Below are 20,475 nucleotides of genomic sequence, written 5' to 3' on the forward strand. Positions count from 1 at the left end.
CCCGCCGATATCGGCGGTCCGGAGCTCCGGATCCCCCGCGTCCGCTGGCGTGACGCCGCGGGACACCACGAGGAAACGACAGCAAGTCCTGCGGCACTGGTCCGGGACATTTCCGACGGCGGCAGGCGGGAACCGCTGGACCTCGCTGTGGTGCGCCCCAGCCTCGAGGACATCTACCTGCAGCTCATCGATTCCAACCGGCAGGAGCCGGCACTGACAGGAGCACGGCCATGACTGCCCTCAGTTCCCCCGCCACACCATGGAAACCCTCGGTCCTCCGGCTGGGGCTCCACCGCGCCGCACTGGAGATCAAGCTATTTAACCGGGATGTGCTTTCACTGGTCCTGGTGCTCTTTTTCCCCATCCTGATGCTGTCGCTGTTCGGCACGGTTTTTGGTGATGAGCCGGTGTTCGGCGCCGACCCCTCCGGGCAGGGCGGCATCACCCCCGCCCACTACTACCTGCCCGGCATGCTGGCCCTGAGCACCATCCTCAGCGGCTTCCAGAACCTGAGCAGCTACGTGGCCACGGAACGCTTCAACGGCACCGTCAAACGCCTGGCCGGCACCCCGCTTCCCGCCGCATCCTACTTCCTGGGCAAGACCGGGCAGACGCTGTACCTCATCGTGGCCCAGACAGCGCTGCTGCTGCTGGCAGCCCGCTTCCTCTTCAACGTCCCAATGCCGGACGAACCCGGACAGTGGGCCCTGGTGGCAGGGCTGATGGTGCTGTCCACCGCTGCATGGGCCACGGTGGCCATCGCCTTTACCGCCCTGCCCAAGTCGGCGCAGAGCGCCTCCACCCTGGCTGTCCTGCCGGTACTGCTGCTCTCCTTCACCTCCGGGGTCTACTTCCCGTTCTCCCAACTGCCGGACTGGCTCCAGTCGGTGACGAACTTCTTCCCCCTGCGGTGGACCGCCGGCGCCTTCCGGTCCGTGTTCCTTCCCCCGCAGTTCGCGGCGGCGGAACCGGGCGGCAGCTACGGTGTGGGCACAGCCTTTGTGGTCCTGGCTGTGTGGGTGGTGGCCGGAGCCGTCCTGGCCCGGCTCGCCTTCAAGTGGCCGCCACAGAAATGACCGGTAGGGTGCATCAATGAACAATTACGGCGGCCGGACCGAGCGGCTGCTGCCTGCCCGCTCCGTGTGGAGCACCTCGATGCTCTGGTGGCATCTCGGGTTCTATGCGGCGCTGGCAAGCCTGATGTACCTGGCCGTCTTCGGCCAGCCCGTCACCCCCGGCACTCCGTGGATGGTGGGGGCCATGGGGGTGCTGGCCGCGGCGTATCCGTTCCTGACCAGGCCGGTTGACCTTCGCACCGGCAGGTCCGGCATCTATGTGGTGGTCCTGGTGCTGGTGGTGGTGTTCTTGTCGTTTGTGCACAACGGAGCAGGCGCCCTGCTGTTTGTGGCCTTCCCCCAGGTGTGGATGTTCACCGCCTCCCAGCGCCAGGGCATCGCGGCCACGGTGGTCCTGTGCGTGGGGGTTGCCGCGGGCCAGTTCAGCAGGTGGGGCGTCGGCGGCACGGTGGTTTATGAAATTTCCGCGCAGCTGGTGCTCTCGCTGGTGGCAAGCTGCATGATCGGGCTGTGGATCTCCCGCGTGATCGAACAAAGTGAGCAGCGGGCCGAGCTCCTGGCCGAGCTCGAGGCCACCAGGAGCGACCTCAACGCCGCCCAGCAGGCCCAGGGCGCCCTGGCCGAACGCGAACGGATGGCCCGGGAAATCCACGACACCCTGGCCCAGGGCTTCACCTCGATTGCCATGCTGTCCGAAGCCGGCCAGGCGCAGCTTCGCCGGCAGGACCAGGCAGGCGCCCCCGCGCTGGCGGGAACACTGGCGGCCATCGCCCGGACGGCCCGGGAAAACCTCGCCGAGGCCCGGTCCCTGGTGGCGTCCGGGGTGCCCACGGATGTCACGGGCGGGGACCTGCTGGCTGCTTTGGCCCGGCTTCCCCACACCCTCCACCTGGACGGGATCCGGCTGGAGGTGGACATTCCCGCCGTGCTGCCGCCGCTGACCTCCTCGGAGCAGGTAGCGCTGCTGCGGACGGCGCAAGAGGCATTGAACAACGTCAGGCGCCACTCCGGCGCGTCGCAGGCGCGCCTGGCCGTCCGCGTGACCGGCCCGGCCGGCGGCGCCGGGCTGCGGCTGGTGGTCAGCGACGACGGTCATGGTTTCGACCCGCAGGGCCCCCACACGGGGTTCGGCCTGACCTCCATGGCCGCCCGGCTGGCCGAGATCCACGGCCGGCTGGAGCTGGCCTCCGACGCCGGCGGAACCATCCTGACAGCGGTGGTGCCCGTCGCCGCGCCTGCAGTGGATACCATCGCAGTGGATGCCGGCAAGGAGGCATCACTATGAGTCCAACGGCAACCGTCCGCGTGGTCCTGGCGGACGACCACCCGGTGGTCCGAGGCGGCCTCGCGGCACTCCTGGGGACCGCAGCGGGCATCGAGGTGCTGGCCGAGGCCGCCGACGGGCAGGAAGCGGTGGCAGCCGTGGCCACCCACGCCCCGGACGTGGTGCTGATGGACCTGCGGATGCCCGTCCTGGACGGGGCCGGGGCCACGGCACTGATCCGCGACCGGCATCCGCTGACCAAGGTCCTGATCCTGACCACGTACGACGGCGACGCGGACATAGTGCGTGCCGTGGAGTCCGGGGCGGTGGGCTACCTCCTGAAGGACTCCCCCGGCGGCGTCATCATCGACGCGGTGTTTGCCGCAGCCCGCGGAGAGACGGTCCTCGCCCCGCCGGTGGCGGCACGCCTGGTGTCCCGCCTGCGGGAACCCGGGAGGCCGCAACTGACCGCCCGCGAGGTGGAAGTGCTCCGCTGCGTCTCGCAGGGACTGAGCAACCCGGACGTCGCCGCCCGGCTCCATATCGCGGAAGCGACCGTCAAAACGCACCTCCTGCGCGTCTTCAACAAGCTCGATGTGGACGACCGGACCCGTGCCGTGGTGGTCGCCCTGGAGCGGGGCCTATTGTGACCGGTTTGTGTCGTACCCCACACAGCCCACTACAATCTATGTGAGCTCAGCGTGGCGCTCTGCCTGTAAACCCTCTCTCCAGGATTTGAGCCGAAACATGAAAATAGGAATCCTCACCAGCGGTGGCGACTGCCCCGGGCTGAATGCTGTCATCCGCGGGGCCGTCCTTAAGGGCATCGCCATCCACGGCCACGAATTCGTCGGATTCCTCGACGGCTGGCGCGGTGTGGTGGAGGGTGACATCATCGACATCCCCCGCACCATGGTCCGTGGCATCGCCAAGCAGGGCGGCACCATCCTGGGCACCTCCCGCACCAACCCGTTCGAAAACGGCGGCGGCCCCGAGGTCATCAAAGCCCACATGGACCGGCTGGGCATCGACGCCATCATCGCGATCGGCGGTGAGGGCACCCTCGCGGCAGCCAAGCGCCTGACGGACGCCGGGCTCAAGATCGTCGGCGTCCCCAAGACCGTGGACAACGACCTCGACGCCACCGACTACACCTTCGGGTTCGACACCGCCGTGCAGATCGCCACCGAAGCCATCGACAGGCTCCGCACCACCGGCGAGTCCCACCACCGCTGCATGATCGCCGAAGTCATGGGCCGGCACGTGGGCTGGATCGCGCTGCACGCCGGCATGGCCGCCGGCGCGCATGCCATCCTCATCCCGGAGCAGAAAACCAGCATCGAGCAGATCACCGAATGGGTCCAGGAGGCCCACGCCCGCGGCCGCGCACCCTTGGTGGTGGTGGCTGAAGGCTTCGTGCCGGACCACATGGAGTCCCCGCACTCGGAGCGCGGCCTGGACACCTTCGGCCGGCCCCGCCTTGGCGGCATCGCCGACCAGCTGGCCCCCGAGCTGGAGGCCCGGACCGGCATCGAAACCCGCGCCACCATCCTGGGCCACATCCAGCGCGGCGGCGTACCGTCCGCGTTCGACCGGGTCCTCGCCACCCGGCTGGGTATGGCCGCGATCGACTCCGTGGTGGAGGGCTACTGGGGCACCATGGTGGCACTCAAGGGCACGGACATCGAGCACGTGGGCTTCGAAGAGGCGCTGGGGCAGCTCAAGACCGTCCCGCAGAAGCGCTACGACGAGGCAGCGGTCCTGTTCGGCTGAGCCCGCGCGCCGCCCTAGGCTGGGACCATGACTCTCGACGCCGGTTCCGCCGCCATCATCCAGCTCGCCTGGGCCCGCCGGCTGGGCCTTGACGACCACGCCTTCGGCGACGCCCTGGCAACCGGGGACCGTGTGGTCCGGGCCGACGAATCGGCCCGGACCGTGGAGTTCGTCCGGCTGTTCGGAAGTTCGGCGCTGGTGGGTCCGCAGTGTCTGATCGACGCCGCCGCCGCCGTCCCGGACGCCGACCTGGCCCAGCATGTGACACTGTTGACCCTGACCCGGTCCCACGGCGGGCACGGGCTCGGGGCCGCCGCGCTGTTCTTCGCCGACGACCTGCCGCTGAAGCAGGTGGCCGGGGAAATGACCGTCTCGCACGGCAGCCCCGAGGCGATCGAGCTGGAAAGCAGGTGCCCGCCGGACGACGTCAACGAGGTGGGCCTGTCAGATCTCGAGAACCGCTACACGATCATCCATGAGGTGGCTGGCCGGCGGCTGCCGCTGGCCTGCGGCGCGTACACGGAGCGGGAAGGCCTGCTGGCGCACCTCGGCGTCCTGGTGGACCCGGAGTGGCGGCGGCGCGGCCTGGGTACCGTGGCGGCCTCCATCGCGGCGCACGAGGCACTGGCTGCGGGACTGACCATCCAGTGGCGGGCGGACGTCAGCAACACAGGAGCGCTGGCGCTGGCCCGCCATCTGGGACTGTCAGCCGGCGGAATCCAGACCAGCGTCCACCTTGGCTGAGGCGGGCGCCGCGTCGGCGCCGCCCCACGCCTGAACCGGCTGGGGCTTGGCGAAGAACAGGGCCACGACTGCCCCCACCACGATGACGGCGGCGGGCAGCAGCATCGACTGGCCCATCGCCGTCGAGAATCCGCCCTGCAGGGCATCCGGAAGGGTCCCGGTCATGCCCAGCCCGCCGCCGGCTGCCGCACCGGAACCGCCGCCGGGCAGTTCGGCAGCGAGGCGGGACTGGATGAGCACGGCGATGGCCGCGCTGCCCAGGACCGCACCGATCTGGCGGGTGGTGTTGTAGACCCCTGAACCGGCTCCGGCCTGACGGGGCGGCAGGTTGCGGGTGGCGGTGGTGCTCAGCGGCGCCCAGATGCCGGCGTTGGCGAAGCCCAGGACGGCGCTGGGCAGCAGGAACATCAGGATGGGGGTGTCCGGCTGCATCAGGGCGGAGTTCCACAGCAGCGCCACGGCCATCAGGGCCAGGCCGGTGGCCGTAATGTACTTGGGGTTAACGCGGTCCACGAGCTTGCCCACCACCGGGGCCAGGCCGCCGGAAATCAGGGCCATGGGCACCATCATGAGCGCCGACTGGGTGGGCGTCAGGCCCCGGACCAGCTGGTAGTAGAAGATCAGCGGCAGGCTGAACGCCGTGACGGTGAAGCCCACGGTGGTGATGCCGATGTTGGCCAGCGAGAAGTTCCGGTCCCGGAACAGCTCCAGCGGCAGCAGCGGCTCGCCCTTGTTGAAGCGCTGCCAGACCACAAAGGCCACCAGCACCAGGATGCCGGCAATGATCAGCCCCCAGACGCTGATGGGCCCGGTGATAGTGCCCCAGTTGTAGGTCTCACCCTCCTGGATGCCAAAAACGAGCAGGAAGAGGCCGACGGCGCTGAGCACCACGCCGGGGATATCGAACCGGTGCGGGTGGGTCTTGAGCGACGGGACATTCCGCAGGGCCAGGATGAAGCCCACGATCCCGACGGGGACGTTGATGAAGAAGATCCATTCCCAGCCCAGGCCGTCCACCAGGACACCGCCCAGGATGGGGCCCACCAGGGTGGCGATGCCGGCGGTGGCACCCCACACGGCCATGGCAGGGCCGCGGCCGCCCGGCGGGAAGATCCGCGTGATGACCGCCATGGTCTGCGGCGTCATCAGCGCGGCGCCCAGGCCCTGCAGGATGCGGGCCATGATGAGTGTTTCGACGTTGCCGGAGAGCCCGCACCACAGCGAGGCGAGGGTAAACACCACCAGACCAGTGAGGTAGAGCTTCTTGGGCCCGAACCGGTCACCCAGCCGGCCCGTGATCAGCAGGGGAACCGCATAAGCCAGGAGATAGGCGCTGGTCACCCAGATCACGGAGTTGATGTCGGCGTTCAGGCCCTCCATGATCCGCGGGTTGGCTACGGAAACAATGGTGGTGTCGATGAGGATCATAAAGAACCCGATCACCAGGGACCACAATGCCGGCCACGGCTTGGCTACGATTTCCACTCGGTCATCCTTAAGAGATTGCAGATTGCCCGGCGGATCCGGGAGACCTAGCCCAGGAGATCCAGGATCTCCGTGCGGGCAAACATTTGCGCGGCGGCCCGGGCGGAGGGCTGGCCGGCGTCAGGGTCCGCGCCTGCTTCAAGCAGCGCGCGGGCCACGTCGGTGTAGCCCTTGAAGGCAGCTCCGGCCAGCGGCGTCTGGCCGCGGTCGTTGGCTGCGTCGGCGGAGGCGCCATGCTCAAGGATGAGCCGGACCGCGTCCACCTGTCCATGGTACGCCGCCAGCATCAGCAGCGAGTCACCGGCGGCATTGGTCAGGGCCACCGGGGCACCGGCGGACAGGAACGCGCGGAGCAGTTCCGTGTTGCCCTCCCGGGCGGCCTGGAACAGGGTGTGCGCGAGCTCCACGGCGTCCTGGTCGGGAGCCTGGGCCTGGCCTGCAGCAGGCTCGGGTGTGGTGCTGGAAGGATCGGTCATGGTCGGGGCCCCCTGAGGAATCCGGTCTGGCGCCCCACAACCTGGCCGGCATCCGGGGCAACGATGGCTTCCTGGACGGCAGGGTACGGCTCATCGCCGTCCAGGACCGTCAGTATTTCATCCGGTGCCACGGAACGCTTTATGACCGCCAGGGCCACGGGGCCCATCTCGTAATGCTGGGCCACTGTAGTGACGGCGCCCACCTTCCGTTCGCCCAGCAGCACGGGGCTGCCGGCAGCCGGCATGGTGTGCTGGGAACCGTCCAGCTGGAGGAACACCAGGCGGCGCGGGGGGTGCCCCAGGTTGTGGACCCGCGCAACGGTTTCCTGGCCTTTGTAGCAGCCTTTGGCCAGGTGCACGGCGGTGCGGAGGAGGTCCAGTTCGTGGGGAATGGTTTTGTCGTCGGTTTCCGCGCCGATCCGGGGTCGCCAGGCGGCCACACGCAGGGCCTCCGCGGCAAGGACGCCTGCCAGGGGGCGGTCCGCCACGATAGCTTCCAGCCGGGTTGCAGGCACCAGGTACTCGAACCAGGGCCGGTCCAGGCCGGGGTGCCCCTCGGCGGGGACCACAGCGTACGAGTAGCCGCCGGCGCCGACGTGGGGCCAGGGATCCTGCCAGGCCAGCAGGTCCGCCCAGCCGGGTACCGCCTTGACGGTGCCCACCACGGCCCAGTCGGCGGAGGCGTCCAACACCTCAACGCGGAGCATGAACTTCATCCTGTTCAGGAACTCCGCCAGCGGTGCAGCCTCCGCCGCCTCGACAATCAGCCAGGTGGTCCCGCCGTCGTCAATGACCCTGGCGTCGAATTCGATCCGGCCCTGGACGCTGAGCAGCAGCAGTTCGGTGGACTCCCCCGGCGCGAGGGCGGTGACCTGCTGGGAGGAAAGGGTGTTCAGCCAGCTCAGCCGGTCCGGCCCGCTGACGGTGACCACGCCGCGGTGCGAAAGGTCCACAACGGCGGTGCCGGCGGCCAGTGCCCGTTGTTCCCGCAGCGGCTCGCCGTAGTGGGATGCGACGCCGGCGTCCGGACCGGTCGCTTCGACGGCGCCGGGGCGCGACAGCAGAGGGCTGGGTGTAGTCATATGAAGTAGAAGTCCTTGGAGGCTAGCGGTATTCCGGATTTTCGAAATCGAACCGGGTGCCGGCCTGCCATTCCTCCGGGAGGTTGCCGTAGGCGGGATACCCGCCGGCGTCCTTGAGGAGCTTGGCCAGGTGCAGCAGGTTCCAGGTCATGAAGGTGGCGTTGCGGTTGGTGAAGTCGGTCTCCGGTCCGCCCGAGCCCGGATCGAGGTAGCTGGGGCCGGGGCCCACGGCGCCGATCCAGCCGGCGTCGGCCTGCGGCGGAATGCTGAAGCCGACGTGCTGCAGGCTGTACAGGACGTTCATGGCGCAGTGTTTGATGCCGTCTTCGTTGCCGGTGATCAGGCAGCCGCCCACTTTGGGGTAGAACGCCCACTGGCCCTTGCTGTTGAGTTGGCCGGAATGCGCGTACAGCCGCTCGATGAGCTTGCGGGTCTCGGAGGAGTTGTCGCCCAGCCAGATGGGCCCTGCCACCACCACGATGTCCGCGTCCTGGACCAGCGGGTACAGGTCCGGCCATTCGTCGGTGGCCCAGCCGTGCTCGGTCATGTCGGGGTACACGCCGCTGGCGATGTTGTGGTCAACCGTCCTGATCACGGTGGTGCCCACACCCTGCTTTTCCATGATCCGGCGGCTGATCTCAATCAGTCCGTCAGTGTTGCTGGTCTGGGGTGACTTCTTCAGCGTGCCGTTGAAGAACACTGCCTTAAGCCCGTTGAAGCCGCCCGCACTGCCGGTCTGTTCCACTGTGCTGCTCCTTGCGTCAGGATACTTTCGTCAGGAACGCCGACGCGTGGGCTTCGAGTCCTTTGCCGGCAACTCCTCCGGATGCGACGTCCCAGCGCCACAGGAGGTTGCCGTCCACCAGGCCGAAGATGCGGGTGGCAGCACTGTAGTCCTTCGAATGGCTGCCGCGCATCACCATGTCGGTGCTGAGCTGGATCTGCGGGCCCTTGATCTGGCCGTAGTACAGCTCGGAGATGCCGCCGGGGTGAGAAATCGACACCGAAATGTCGAATCCGCCCTCACTGTTGCGAAGGGCTTCGACTTCGTCGGCGCTCTTCAGGGCCGGGACGATGTCAGCGGGAATCAGCCCCGGGCCGCCGTCGGCGTCCAGCTGCTTGCGCTCCAGCGCCCAGAAACCGGTCTCAACGGTGAGCGGCCGAAGCTGCGTGCCTTCGTCGTCAGTCAACCAGCTTTCGGCGCGGTACTGGAGGTAGGGCAACCCGTTGTGGGTGAACGAAACCCGCTGCAGGAAATGCTCGGATTCCTCGTCGCCGCTGCCCAACCGGCCGCGGCCTTCCCACTCACCGATGAGCCAGGAGAGGGGAACGAGTTCGGGGGTCAGGTCTGTGGGAATTTCAATAGGCACAGCAAATACCTCGGGAGACAGCTGGTTCGGGACGGGTCTACTTCTGGCCTTTGAAGAGGCGGTAGACCACAAAACCGGCGAACCAGGCCATGGACAGGCTCGCGATGCCGAGCAGGACAAGGAAGAAGATTTCAAAGGCAAGAATGGACATGGTGCAATCCTAACGCGTCAGTAGATGAGGAGTTTGTCTATGAAGTAGGCGAGGGAGCCGACGGCGGAGACCGGCGCGAGGCCCATCCCCAGGGCGGCGGCAAAGTTCAATGGAGCGCCGCGAAGTGTCACCAGGCGCCGGAAACTGGCCAGGACGGCACCCACCACCACGCCGAAGATGGCGGCCGGCAGGACGGCGATGTCCGAGATGACCAGCCCTGCCAGCGGACCCGCCAGTCCGGCCAGCACCACACCCAGGGGCGCAACGATGCTGTCCGGCCAGCGGATCAGGCCCGTGAGGAGGGCGACGGCGGCGCTGGCCGCGGCGACCAGCAGCATCTCCCGGACACCGTTGAACCGGGCGCCGGCAATCCAGCCCGCGCCGAGGCAGGACAACAGGACACCGACGCAGCAGCCAAGGGTGGATTCGAGGCGTTGCGCCTGCCCCGTCCCCCGGATCAGCTGGACCAGGAACACGGCCATCATCCCCACCGCGATGAACGCCGGGGTCCAGTCCAGGAACCCAGGGGCCGGCGTCGCGGCGGCGGCGAGGGCGGCCCCTGCGCCGGACAGCCCGATCACGGCGGCAAGTGTCTTTTTGGCCGGGATCCGGAGGAAATGCGGCCAGCCGATGCCGACGGCGGCCGCAATGAGGACGGCGACCACCACCAGTGCCTCGCGGGAGGAATAGACGCCGGCGATGATGGCCGCGAGCCCGGCGAGGCCCACCACGCCGATGCTCCAGGAGCCCAGGGAACGCACGGGGGCCTGCAGGTCCGCCGTCATGGGGACCCGGGCCTGTGCTTGGTTTCTGCACTCACTGCGCTGCAATCCCATCCTGGCGTCGGTTGTCCGGGGCGGTGCGCCCCGTCGTGGCAGGACGGAGTCCGCCCTCCAGCCAATCCTGCCTTATATGAACTGGTTATGTCGCAAAACGGGACCCCCACGGCTCCGGATCCGTAGCTGCGGAGGTCCTGCCGGGTATACTCAAGAATCAGCTAAGCTCCCCGCTGAGGTGGCCGGCCGGCCCGTACTTGACCGGCCCGAATCCGCTGCGGGAAGCCAGTACCGGCCGGTGAAAACCCGGCTCAGTCGCCCAACGATGCGCGGACGGCCCCTTGGAGGAACAATGTCGCACATCCTGTTATTGACGAACAGCACCGGTTCTTCGGTGGACATCCTGCCTGCCCTGGAGCTGCTGAACCACCGGGTCCACATCCTGCCCGCCGAGCCCACGGCCCTGCTGGAAACGGACCCCTGCGACATTGTGCTGCTGGATGCCCGCAAGGACCTGGTGGGCGCCCGCTCCCTGACCCAGCTCCTGAAGGCCACCGGGCTCAGCGCGCCCCTGGTCCTGATCCTGACCGAGGGCGGCATGGCTGCCGTTTCCTCCGCCTGGGCCGTGGACGACATTGTGCTTGAATCCGCCGGCCCGGCCGAAGTGGAAGCACGCATCCGGCTTTCCGTGGCCCGGGCGGTCCCGGAGAAGGACGACGCGCCCAGCGAGATCCGCGCCGCCGGCGTGGTGATCGACGAGGCCAGCTACACCGCCCGCGTCAACGGCGCCCCGCTGAACCTGACGTTCAAGGAATTTGAGCTCCTCAAATACCTGGCCCAGCACCCTGGCCGGGTTTTCACCCGCCAGCAGCTGCTCACCGAAGTCTGGGGCTACGACTACTACGGCGGCACCCGGACTGTGGACGTCCACGTCCGGCGGCTCCGCGCCAAGCTCGGCGCGGACCATGAGAACCTCATCAGCACTGTCCGCAACGTGGGGTACCGGCTCACCCTGGTGCGGCAGCAGGAAGACGAGCTCACCGAAGCCTGAGCCTTGGCCGGGTTCGGCGTATAGCCTTGCATCATGACTCCTGCGCACCCCGAGAAATGGCCGGTCCACCTTGTCCGAGGCGGGGTTGACCGGCAACTCCTTGACGATTGCCGCAGCCTCCTGGCCGCGGCGGAGGAATCCGACGGCAACCCGTCCATCTCCGAACAGACGTGGGTGTTCCTGCGGGCCGGGGATTCGGCCGCGCACTCCCTGCTGACCCTGGCCCTGTACGCCCCGGACGAGGACTCCGATCCTGCCACCGGCCAGGACCTGGCCGGATTCGCCGTGGTGGTGGCCGAAACGGACGGCGAATCGGTCCTGGAGATCGCTGTACACCCCGCCTACCGCAACCAGGGCGTGGCGGACCGGCTGGTGGGCGCACTGCAGGAAAACCGCGGACTGGACCGGTTGAAGGCCTGGTCCCACGGAAACCATGAGGCCGCCGCCGAACTCGCGGCCCGCTACGGCTTCGGCCCGGTGCGTGAACTGTGGAAGATGCGTCTGGCCACGGCGGACGCCGACCTGCCCGGTACTGCATTGCCGGAAGGTGTGGCCATCCGCGCCTTCGAACCGGGCCGGGACGAGGACGCCTGGCTGGCCGCCAACAAAGCCGCGTTTGCCCACCACCCGGAGCAGGGCAACCTGACGCGGGCCGATCTCGACGCCCGGATGGCTGAGGAATGGTTCGACCCGGCCGGTTTCCTGCTGGCCGAGGATGCGGACGGCCTGCTTCTGGGCTACCACTGGACCAAGGTGCACCCCCGGCATGGGCAGCACCCCGCCATCGGTGAGGTGTATGTGGTGGGCGTGACCCCGGCAGCGCAGGGCATGGGACTGGGCAAGGCCCTGACGGTGGCCGGCATCCGGCACCTGCAGGAGCGTGGACTGCACGCCGTGATGCTTTACACCGACGCGGGAAACGCCCCGGCGGTGTCGCTGTACCGTTCCCTGGGGTTCACCCGTTGGGATATGGACGTGATGTACGGTCCGTTGGCCAAAAGTTAATCCAAACGTCTGACACATGCCCCGGCAGGGGCGAAATCCGGGCCGGTCCGGGAAGTGAATGCTTGTAAGGTTGATGGAGAACTGCGCAGGCCGCAAGGCAGCTTTTTTGCGCCAGGTAGAAGGAGAAACCATGACCCCGGAACCGTCCGGAACAGCGACGTCGAAAAACGTTGCAGTCCCTGTCCGCGCACGCTTCGGCTCGTCCGAGGTTCCGGCGTCCCGGGCCACACAGGACCGGATCGACATTCCCGAGTTTGCGCCGAACCCGCAGCCTGAAGGTGACATCCGGCCGGACCGTTTCCTGGACCGCGAGCTGAGCTGGCTCAGCTTCAATTCACGGGTCCTGGAACTTGCCGAGGATCCCACCCTGCACCTGCTGGAACGCGTCAGCTTCCTGTCCATCTTCGCCTCCAACCTGGACGAGTTCTTTATGGTCCGCGTGGCCGGCCTGAAACGCCGCATCGCCGCCGGCCTGGCACTGCCCTCCCCCGCCGGGCTGAGCCCCATGGACGTCCTGGAGCGCATCAGCGAGGAGGCGCACCGGCTGCAGCAGCGCCACGCGCAGGTTTTCGCCGAGCAGATCCGCCCGGCCCTGGCCTATGAGCACATCCACCTGATGCACTGGGAGGAACTCGACGACGCCGCCCAGCACCAGCTGAGCATCATGTTCGCCGAAAAGGTGTTCCCCATCCTCACGCCGCTCGCGGTGGACCCGGCGCACCCGTTCCCCTACATTTCGGGCCTCTCGCTGAACCTTGCCGTGGTGGTCCGGAACCCGGTCAGCGATAAGGAACTTTTCGCCCGCCTCAAGGTGCCGGACCAGCTGCCGCGCCTGATCTCCATCGACGGCCCCCGGGCCGGTGCAGTGGCGGGCCGGGTGGCCCGCTTCATCGCCCTCGAGGAAGTCATCGCCGTCCACCTGGACAAGCTGTTCCCCGGCATGGAGGTCCTGGAGCACCACACGTTCCGGGTCACCCGCAACGAGGACCTGGAGGTGGAGGAGGACGACGCCGAAAACCTCCTCCAGGCGCTGGAAAAGGAACTGCTGCGGCGCCGGTTCGGCCCGCCCGTCCGCCTCGAAGTGGCCAACGACATCAACCCCAACATCCGGGCGCTGCTGATCCGAGAGCTGGGCGTGGAGGAGTCCGAGGTGTACTCGGTCCCCGCTCCCCTGGACCTGCGCGGCCTGTCCGTGATGGCCGGGATCGACCGGGCGGACCTGCATTACCCCAAGCACGTCCCGCACACTTCGCGCTACCTCAACGAGTCCGAGACGTCCAAGGCAGCCAACGTCTTTGCCGCCATGCGCCGCCGCGACATCCTGCTGCACCACCCGTACGATTCGTTCTCCACGTCGGTCCAGGCATTCCTGGAGCAGGCCGCCGCCGACCCCAAGGTCCAGGCCATCAAGCAGACCCTGTACCGCACCTCGGGTGACTCCCCGATTGTCGATGCCCTGATCGACGCTGCGGAGGCCGGCAAGCAGGTCCTGGCGCTTGTGGAGATCAAGGCCCGGTTCGATGAGCAGGCCAACATCTCCTGGGCCCGCAAGCTGGAGCAGGCCGGCGTGCACGTGGTGTACGGCATCGTGGGCCTGAAGACCCACTGCAAACTGTCCCTGGTGGTCCGCCAGGAAGTGGACGGCCTGCGCCGGTACTGCCACATCGGCACCGGCAACTACCACCCCCGCACCGCCCGGTACTACGAGGACCTGGGCCTGCTCACCGCCAATGAGCAGGTGGGTGAGGACTTGTCCAAGCTCTTCAACCAGCTCTCCGGCTACGCCCCGAAGTCCACGTTCAAGCGCCTGCTGGTGGCGCCGCGCTCGGTCCGCTCAGGACTGATCGACCGGATCGAAACCGAAATCCGCAATGCCCGGGCCGGCGTGCCGGCCCGCGTGCAGATCAAGGTCAACTCGATGGTGGACGAAGCCATCATCGACTCGCTGTACCGCGCCTCACAGGCCGGGGTGAAGGTGGATGTGGTGGTCCGCGGCATCTGTTCGCTGCGCCCCGGCGTCGAAGGCCTCAGCGAGAACATCACCGTCCGCTCCATCCTGGGCCGGTTCCTGGAGCACTCCCGCGTGTTTGCCTTCGCCAATGGCGGGGACCCCGTGGTGTACATCGGCTCGGCCGACATGATGCACCGCAACCTTGACCGCCGGGTCGAAGCCCTGGTCCAGCTGGCCAGTCCCGACGACGTGGCCTACGTCCTGGACCTGCTGCGGCGCTACATGGCACCGGAGACCGCGAGCTGGCACCTGGACAACCAGGGCGTGTGGACCCGCCACCACCTGGACCCGGACGACAAGCCGCTGGAGGACGTCCAGTCCTGGCTGCTGGCCTCCCGTCCCCGGCAGCGCACCCTGAGCCGGCGGTAAGGGCCCCTGAGTTGCCAAGCGATGCACTCACAGCCGACCAGACGGACCATCCGGGGGAACCGATCGCCGTCACGGCGGCCGGCGCCCTGCCGTGGCGTATCACGCGCGATCAGCTGGAAGTCCTCCTGATCCACCGGCCCCGCTACGACGACTGGTCATGGCCCAAGGGAAAGCTGGACGACGGCGAAACCGTCCCCGAATGCGCCGTCCGCGAGGTTCAGGAGGAAATCGGGCTGTCCGCGCCGTTGGGCATCCCGTTGCCGCCGATCCACTACCACGTGGCCTCCGGCCTGAAGGTGGTGTACTACTGGGCGGTCAAGGTCAACGGCGCCAAACTCGTGCCGGACGGCAAGGAAGTCGACAGCGTGATGTGGTGCACCCCCGAAAAGGCGGCCGCCCTGCTGACCAACCCATCCGACGTCGTGCCCCTCGACTACCTCCGCGAGGCGCACAGCCGCGGCCAACTGAACACCTGGCCGCTGGTGGTGGTCCGCCATGCCAAAGCCAAACCGCGGTCCTCCTGGACCCGGGCCGAGGGTGACCGTCCGCTGGCCGCGACCGGGGTCCGGCAGGCGCAGGCGGTGGGCCGGCTGCTGCAGGCCTGGCAGCCCAACCGCGTGGTGACCAGCCCGTGGCTGCGGTGCGTGGCCACCGTGGCGCCGTACGCCAAGGCCAGCGGGGCCAAGGTCAAGATCGCCGAAGCCCTCACCGAGCACCGGCACCACCGCAGCCCGCGAAAGACGGCCGCCGTCATTGACGGCCTTCTGGGCAAGAACCGCGCGGTGGCGGTCTGCACCCACCGGCCGGCGCTGCCCACGGTTTTCGCGCAACTGGCCCGGCATATGTCCGCGCCGCTGGGCAGGCTGCTGCCGGATGCCGAGCCGTTCCTGACACCCGGCGAGGTGGTGGTGTGCCACGTGGCGCCCGGCGGCAGGAACCGCATCGTTGCAGTGGAGCAGTTCAAGCCCTTCGACGACTGATCGGGCCCGGCCGGTTGACCAACCCAAGTTGTGTATCAAATACTTAGTACATTGATTCACGATGTTGGGGACGAAGTGCCGGTGGATGAACAGCTGATTTTTTCAGGGGACAACGTGCCGCCCGGAATTTTCCTGGGGCCGGTCCTGCTGGCCGCGGGCATCTACCTGGTGCTGCGCTGGGTGGTCAGGCTTCCGGGTGGCGGCACGTCACCTGTTTCAGTGACGCAGCATGCCTTATGGGTGGGTGTCATTGGCTGGCTGGCCAGCTCCCTGCAGCCTGCCGGCCAGGCGGGCATCGTGCCCCGCGGCGGCGAAGCCGCGCTGTCCACCCCCGGAGCCATCCTTCCCTTGCTGGCCTGGCCCGTGCTGGGGGTCCTGGCCGTCCATGCCCTGGGCCAGTACAGTTACCCGGGTCCCAGGCTGCCGCGGCGGCAGGCCACCCTGGGCGTGCGCCAGGTCCGCGATTTCCTTCCCCGTCCGCTGGCGTGGACGGCCCTGGCCATCGTTGCTGTGTCCGCCATCCAGATCGGCTGGCTCGCCACCCTGCCGGGCTACGCTCCCCTGCATTACGAGGTCCTGCCGGACGGAGCTGGCGGCTTTGTGACCGCTGGCGGGGACGGCAGGATTCCCGGTATCGAGCTGGCGGCCATGCTGGGGTCGGCGCTGGCGCTGCTGGTGGCCGGGACCTGGCTGGTCCTGGTGCTGATCAGCAGGCGCCGGCAGGTGGAAGCCCTGTCCCTGGCGGACAACAACACGCTCCGGACGATTGCCATGAACCGGCTCCTGAGGACGGCGGCGACTGTTGCGTCCGGTCTGGCCGCCATCGCGGGCAACCATGCCGCCCGGCCGGACCCGGCGCTGGGCATCGGGTCGTGGACTAACGTTGCCGGCCTGCTTAACCTTGTGGTGCTGCTGGCCATGTGGTGGTGGGCGCCGCCAAAGCTTTCGGCCGTGCTGCGGCCGGCCGGGCGGGGGCAGGGAGCCACACCGGATATTTCCCAGCCGGCTACCCGGCTGGTGGTGTCCCTGGGACCCGCCATGGCACTGGCCGCCTTGGCCCCCCTGGTTTTTGCGGTGCTGGTTCCCGGCGCAGGGACGCAGCCGGCGGTCTTTGTGGCCGTGGCGGCCGGAGCCATCCTCGCGGTGGTGGCCGGCGGCGAAACCCTGCTGGCCCGGAACCACGGCGCCGCAGGGCAGCCTGCCCAGTGGCCGCCGCAGCCGGCATCGCCCGCCATTCTGTCCACCGCCGCCACCGCAGCCGCGGCCCTGGTGGCGGTCATCGCCGTGGTGGCCGGCAGGCAGTCCCAGCTGGGGGTATCCGCGTCCTGGCCGGCAGCCGCCGTCGCCAGCGCCTGCGTCCTGGCGTTCTCCGCGCTGCCGCTGGTGCTGGTACGGCGGCGCCGCGGCATCCCGGGTCCAGTCGAGGGCCTGGCCGCCGCGCTCCGCGCCATCACCGTGCACCGGGTGCTCCGTACGCTCGCGGCGTTCTTGGCCGTGCAGGCCGGCACGCTGCTCTCCTTCGCAGCGCCTTCGCTCCTGCCGGCGTGGCCGCTGGACCCCGGTCCTTGGGCAGGTGCCTGGCAGGCCGCACCCCTGGCAGGGGTGCTGCTGGCAACGGCAGGAGTGGTCATCGCTGTGGTCCCTGTCCGCGCCCTGGCCGGCCAGAAGGCGGGCCGGCGCAGCCCTGCCCCGGTGGCATGAGCGCCGGGATCACCGTGGACCTGGGCTCCGCCACGCCGCCCTACGAACAGATCCGCTCCCAGATCAGCTCGCTGGTGGCCATGGGCGAGCTGGCAGCCGGCAGCAGGCTGCCCACTGTGCGCAGCCTGGCCGCCGACCTGGGGATCGCCGCCGGCACGGTGGCCCGGGCGTACAGGGAACTCGACGCCGCCGGCATCGTGGAATCGCGCCGGCGCGGCGGCACCGTGGTCACCGGAAGGGCGCAGTTGCTGCCAACGCACGGTGCGGCCGACCCCGCCCTGGCTCCCGCAACCCCGGCGGGTGGCCGGGTGCCCGCGGAGGTGCTGGCCGCCGTCGACCGTTACATCGAACTGGGCCGGAGCGCGGGGCTGGCCGATGAGGTGCTGCTGGACCTGCTCCGTGGCCGGCTCCGGATGGCCTGAGGCATGCGTCGGCTCTCCGGTGCGGCCGGGATTGCCCAGTAGACTTGATGGCGTGAGCATTCCTACCCCATATGAAGACCTCCTGCGCGATGTGATGGCCTCCGGCACGCACAAATCGGACCGGACCGGGACCGGAACCACCAGTGTTTTCGGCCGCCAGCTGCGGTTTGACCTTTCCACCAGCTTCCCGCTGATCACCACCAAGCGGGTCCACTTCAAGTCCGTGGCGGTGGAGCTCCTGTGGTTCCTCCGCGGCGAAACCAACGTGCAGTGGATGCAGGACCAGGGCGTCACCATCTGGAATGAATGGGCGGATGCGGACGGCGACCTGGGCCCCGTCTACGGTGTGCAGTGGCGCAGCTGGCCCACTCCGGACGGCGGCCACATCGACCAGATCGCCGAGCTCGTGGACAACCTGAAGGCCAACCCGGACTCGCGCCGGCACATCGTCTCTGCCTGGAACGTGGCCGAGCTCAGCGACATGGCACTGCCGCCGTGCCACGCGTTTTTCCAGTTCTACGTGGCGGACGGGAAGCTCTCCTGCCAGCTGTACCAGCGCTCGGCCGACATGTTCCTGGGCGTCCCCTTCAACATCGCCTCCTACGCCCTGCTCACCTGCATGGTGGCGCAGCAGGTTGGCCTGGAACCCGGCGAGTTCGTCTGGACCGGCGGTGATGTGCACATCTACGAGAACCATATGGACCAGGTCCTCAAGCAGCTGGAGCGGGAGCCGTACGAGTACCCGCAGCTGCGGATCACCCGGAAGCCCGCCTCGATCTTCGACTACACCCTGGCTGACTTCGAGGTGGTGGGCTACCGGCACCACCCCACCATCAAGGCCCCGATCGCCGTATGAGCGCCGATCCGCAGGACTTTACGGCCCAGCTGGCCGGCTCCGTCACGGGCGTGGGCCTGGTCTGGGCGCAGACGCCGGACGGAGTGATCGGTAAGGACGGGGACATGCCCTGGCACCTGCCCGAGGACCTCAAGCACTTCAACCGCCTCACCGTGGGGCACCCCGTGATCATGGGCCGCAAAACCTGGCTCTCCTTCCCGGACAAGTACCGGCCCCTGCCCGGCCGGACCAACATCGTGATCACCCGGCAGCCGGCCTGGGCCGATACGCCCGAGGCGGCCGGCGCCGTGGTGGTTCCCTCGCTCGATGATGCGCTGCTGGAGTCGCAGTTCGTCGACGGCGGTGCAACGGTCTGGATCCTGGGCGGCGGCGAGGTTTTCCGGCAGGCCACTGCCCTGGCCAACGTCGCGGTGGTCACCACCATCGATGTAACCACCGACGGCGATACTTTCGCTCCCGAGCTTGGCACCAGTTGGGAGGCGGCCGCCTCAGTCCCTCCGGACGGCTGGCTGACCGCCGTCAACGGCACCCGGTACCGCTTCACCAAGTGGTCAAGAACTGAAGGCTGAACATGCTGAAAAAACCCGAAACCCTCTTTGTCCTGGGCTACATGCTGCTCCCCCTGCTGGCGCTGTTGTCCGCCATTGTGGGCCTGACCATGATCCTGGGCGGCAACAAGATCGCGGGAGCCATCATCCTGGTGGTGGTGACCCAGGTGTTTGCGTTTGGCGCTTTCTACACCATCCGGGCGCGCAAGGCTGCGGTGCTGGCGGAATCGGACCGCGGCTAGCCACAGCTTGTTGGATGGGGAGTCCGCCCCATCGCGGCCGGAGGCCTGCCCCGCCTAGGCTGGGCCGGAACCGTCCGGGGCGGTTGCAGTGAAACGAAAATGGGGGTTGGCCGGTGGCAGGAAACATGTGGGGCGCGGATGTGGCGCAGCTGCGGACGCTCGCGAAGCAGTTCAGCACGTCCGCCGACATGTTGCTGCAGCAGTCCACCCAGCTGACCAGCCAGATCAACAACAATCCCGCGTGGAAGGGCCAGGACGCTGCCCGGTTCCGCTCCGAATGGAACGGCGGCCACAAGAACCTCCTGCAGAAGACCGCCCTGCAGCTGCAGCGGGTGTCCAAGGTGCTGCTGTCCAATGCCGACCAGCAGGAACGGGCCAGTTCGGTGGGCGGACCCGGGGGCAATGGACCCGGCGGCAATGGACCTGGCGGAAACGGACCTGGGGGCTCCGATCCCGGCAACCCCGGAAACCCCGGAAACCCGTCCGGGCCGGACTGGCTGGCCGATCCGGATTCGCCCTTCCGCAACGGCTGGGACATCTACAACCTGGCGAAGGCCTTCCCCAACCTGCGTGCCGGAGTGTTCGACATGGCCGCCATGCTGCACAAGTCCCGGATCGGCGACTACCTGGACCCGGCCGCTTGGCGCGCCTTCCAGAACTCGAACGAGTTCAGCAAATTCTTCAACATGTCCAACAGCCTTTTCGAAGGGAAGTTCCAGGACGTCCTGGGCCTGGCCGAGGACACCAAAGCGTTCAAGTACCTGGACGGGTTCAGCAAGGGACTCGGCGTAGTGGGTGTGGGCCTCGATGGCCTCGACGCGTTCAATTCCTTCCAGGACGGTGAGTACGGCGACGCCGCGTACTCCACCACGAAGGCCCTGCTGGGTGCCGGCTCATTCCTTCCGCCGCCCGCCGGCACGGCGTGTATGGTGGCCAGCGGTGCCTTGGCGCTCTATGACAACGTCCCCGTCATCCATGACTCCGTGAACTACGTGGGCGGCAAGATCGCCGACGGTGCGGGAGCTGTGGGCGATGCCGTCAGCGACGGCGTCGGCGCCGTCGGCGACTTTTTTGGTTTCTAGGCCTGAGGAGA

General features: G+C 68.1%; 21 protein-coding genes and 1 pseudogene. 16 read left to right on the forward strand and 6 right to left on the reverse strand.

Going from position 1 to position 20,475, the window contains the following annotated elements; translation table 11 throughout:
• From ACU18_RS19910 to ACU18_RS09480, 6 genes and pseudogenes are all read left to right on the forward strand, one after another.
• Window positions 1-234: pseudogene (locus ACU18_RS19910) on the forward strand (ABC transporter ATP-binding protein); the annotation flags it as partial.
• Window positions 231-1,076: an ABC transporter permease gene (locus tag ACU18_RS09460; RefSeq protein ID WP_050685302.1), complete on the forward strand. Its 846-nt coding sequence runs from the start codon at window positions 231-233 to the stop codon at window positions 1,074-1,076. The pseudogene ACU18_RS19910 and the gene ACU18_RS09460, both read left to right, overlap by 4 nt.
• 16 nt (window positions 1,077-1,092) lie before the next feature.
• Window positions 1,093-2,361: a sensor histidine kinase gene (locus ACU18_RS09465; protein ID WP_050685303.1), complete on the forward strand. Its 1,269-nt coding sequence runs from the start codon at window positions 1,093-1,095 to the stop codon at window positions 2,359-2,361.
• Window positions 2,358-2,990: a response regulator gene (locus ACU18_RS09470; protein WP_050685304.1), complete on the forward strand. Its 633-nt coding sequence runs from the start codon at window positions 2,358-2,360 to the stop codon at window positions 2,988-2,990. Before ACU18_RS09465 ends, ACU18_RS09470 begins: the two co-directional genes overlap by 4 nt.
• A gap of 97 nt (window positions 2,991-3,087) precedes the next feature.
• Window positions 3,088-4,113: an ATP-dependent 6-phosphofructokinase gene (locus ACU18_RS09475; RefSeq protein WP_050685305.1), complete on the forward strand. Its 1,026-nt coding sequence runs from the start codon at window positions 3,088-3,090 to the stop codon at window positions 4,111-4,113.
• Window positions 4,114-4,140: 27 nt separating this feature from the next.
• Complete coding sequence (locus ACU18_RS09480; protein WP_050685306.1) at window positions 4,141-4,857, forward strand: GNAT family N-acetyltransferase; 717 nt, start codon at window positions 4,141-4,143, stop codon at window positions 4,855-4,857.
• Here ACU18_RS09480 and ACU18_RS09485 read toward each other — a convergent pair.
• The 6 genes from ACU18_RS09485 to ACU18_RS09510 form a co-directional block, all read right to left on the reverse strand.
• Window positions 4,819-6,342 carry a DHA2 family efflux MFS transporter permease subunit gene (locus tag ACU18_RS09485; protein ID WP_050685307.1) on the reverse strand — a complete coding sequence of 508 codons (1,524 nt, stop codon included), beginning with the start codon at window positions 6,340-6,342 and terminating at the stop codon, window positions 4,819-4,821. The genes ACU18_RS09480 and ACU18_RS09485 overlap by 39 nt on opposite strands.
• Before the next feature lie 47 nt (window positions 6,343-6,389).
• Window positions 6,390-6,818 (reverse strand): ankyrin repeat domain-containing protein, encoded by a 429-nt coding sequence (locus ACU18_RS09490; RefSeq protein WP_050685308.1) that lies wholly within the window; start codon window positions 6,816-6,818, stop codon window positions 6,390-6,392.
• A complete protein-coding gene (gene ygfZ / locus ACU18_RS09495; RefSeq protein ID WP_050685309.1) occupies window positions 6,815-7,900 on the reverse strand; it encodes a CAF17-like 4Fe-4S cluster assembly/insertion protein YgfZ in 1,086 nt (361 codons plus the stop codon). The genes ACU18_RS09490 and ygfZ overlap by 4 nt, the downstream gene beginning before the upstream one ends.
• Before the next feature lie 22 nt (window positions 7,901-7,922).
• Window positions 7,923-8,645 (reverse strand): flavodoxin family protein, encoded by a 723-nt coding sequence (locus ACU18_RS09500; RefSeq protein ID WP_050685310.1) that lies wholly within the window; start codon window positions 8,643-8,645, stop codon window positions 7,923-7,925.
• A 16-nt stretch (window positions 8,646-8,661) separates the two neighbouring features.
• On the reverse strand, window positions 8,662-9,270 hold the full coding sequence (locus ACU18_RS09505; RefSeq protein ID WP_050685311.1) for an FABP family protein: 609 nt from the start codon (window positions 9,268-9,270) through the stop codon (window positions 8,662-8,664).
• 168 nt (window positions 9,271-9,438) lie between these two features.
• On the reverse strand, window positions 9,439-10,206 hold the full coding sequence (locus ACU18_RS09510; RefSeq protein ID WP_050685312.1) for a hypothetical protein: 768 nt from the start codon (window positions 10,204-10,206) through the stop codon (window positions 9,439-9,441).
• 343 nt (window positions 10,207-10,549) lie between these two features.
• Here ACU18_RS09510 and ACU18_RS09515 point away from each other — a divergent pair, with 343 nt between their 5' ends.
• The 10 genes from ACU18_RS09515 (at window position 10,550) to ACU18_RS19625 (ending at window position 20,464) form a co-directional block, all read left to right on the forward strand.
• Window positions 10,550-11,248 (forward strand): winged helix-turn-helix transcriptional regulator, encoded by a 699-nt coding sequence (locus ACU18_RS09515; RefSeq protein WP_050685313.1) that lies wholly within the window; start codon window positions 10,550-10,552, stop codon window positions 11,246-11,248.
• Window positions 11,249-11,281: 33 nt separating this feature from the next.
• Window positions 11,282-12,253 carry a mycothiol synthase gene (gene mshD, locus ACU18_RS09520; protein ID WP_050685314.1) on the forward strand — a complete coding sequence of 324 codons (972 nt, stop codon included), beginning with the start codon at window positions 11,282-11,284 and terminating at the stop codon, window positions 12,251-12,253.
• A gap of 130 nt (window positions 12,254-12,383) precedes the next feature.
• Window positions 12,384-14,633 carry an RNA degradosome polyphosphate kinase gene (locus ACU18_RS09525; RefSeq protein ID WP_050685315.1) on the forward strand — a complete coding sequence of 750 codons (2,250 nt, stop codon included), beginning with the start codon at window positions 12,384-12,386 and terminating at the stop codon, window positions 14,631-14,633.
• Between the two features lie 11 nt (window positions 14,634-14,644).
• The gene (locus ACU18_RS09530) at window positions 14,645-15,613 is read left to right on the forward strand and encodes an NUDIX hydrolase (protein WP_050685316.1); all 969 of its coding nucleotides are present in this window, start codon (window positions 14,645-14,647) and stop codon (window positions 15,611-15,613) included.
• A 51-nt stretch (window positions 15,614-15,664) separates the two neighbouring features.
• Window positions 15,665-17,314: a hypothetical protein gene (locus ACU18_RS09535; protein ID WP_231686041.1), complete on the forward strand. Its 1,650-nt coding sequence runs from the start codon at window positions 15,665-15,667 to the stop codon at window positions 17,312-17,314.
• The gene (locus ACU18_RS09540) at window positions 17,311-17,736 is read left to right on the forward strand and encodes a GntR family transcriptional regulator (protein WP_050685317.1); all 426 of its coding nucleotides are present in this window, start codon (window positions 17,311-17,313) and stop codon (window positions 17,734-17,736) included. Before ACU18_RS09535 ends, ACU18_RS09540 begins: the two co-directional genes overlap by 4 nt.
• A 52-nt stretch (window positions 17,737-17,788) precedes the next feature.
• Window positions 17,789-18,592 (forward strand): thymidylate synthase, encoded by an 804-nt coding sequence (locus tag ACU18_RS09545; RefSeq protein ID WP_050685318.1) that lies wholly within the window; start codon window positions 17,789-17,791, stop codon window positions 18,590-18,592.
• Complete coding sequence (locus ACU18_RS09550) at window positions 18,589-19,161, forward strand: dihydrofolate reductase (protein WP_050685319.1); 573 nt, start codon at window positions 18,589-18,591, stop codon at window positions 19,159-19,161. Before ACU18_RS09545 ends, ACU18_RS09550 begins: the two co-directional genes overlap by 4 nt.
• 2 nt (window positions 19,162-19,163) lie before the next feature.
• Window positions 19,164-19,382 (forward strand): NF038396 family protein, encoded by a 219-nt coding sequence (locus ACU18_RS09555; RefSeq protein ID WP_050685320.1) that lies wholly within the window; start codon window positions 19,164-19,166, stop codon window positions 19,380-19,382.
• A gap of 125 nt (window positions 19,383-19,507) precedes the next feature.
• Window positions 19,508-20,464, forward strand: a complete 957-nt coding sequence (locus tag ACU18_RS19625) for a WXG100 family type VII secretion target (RefSeq protein WP_050685321.1) — start codon at window positions 19,508-19,510, stop codon at window positions 20,462-20,464.
• Window positions 20,465-20,475: the final 11 nt, after the last annotated feature.

The sequence above is a fragment of the Arthrobacter sp. ZBG10 genome (assembly GCF_001238605.1).
Classification (GTDB): domain Bacteria; phylum Actinomycetota; class Actinomycetes; order Actinomycetales; family Micrococcaceae; genus Arthrobacter.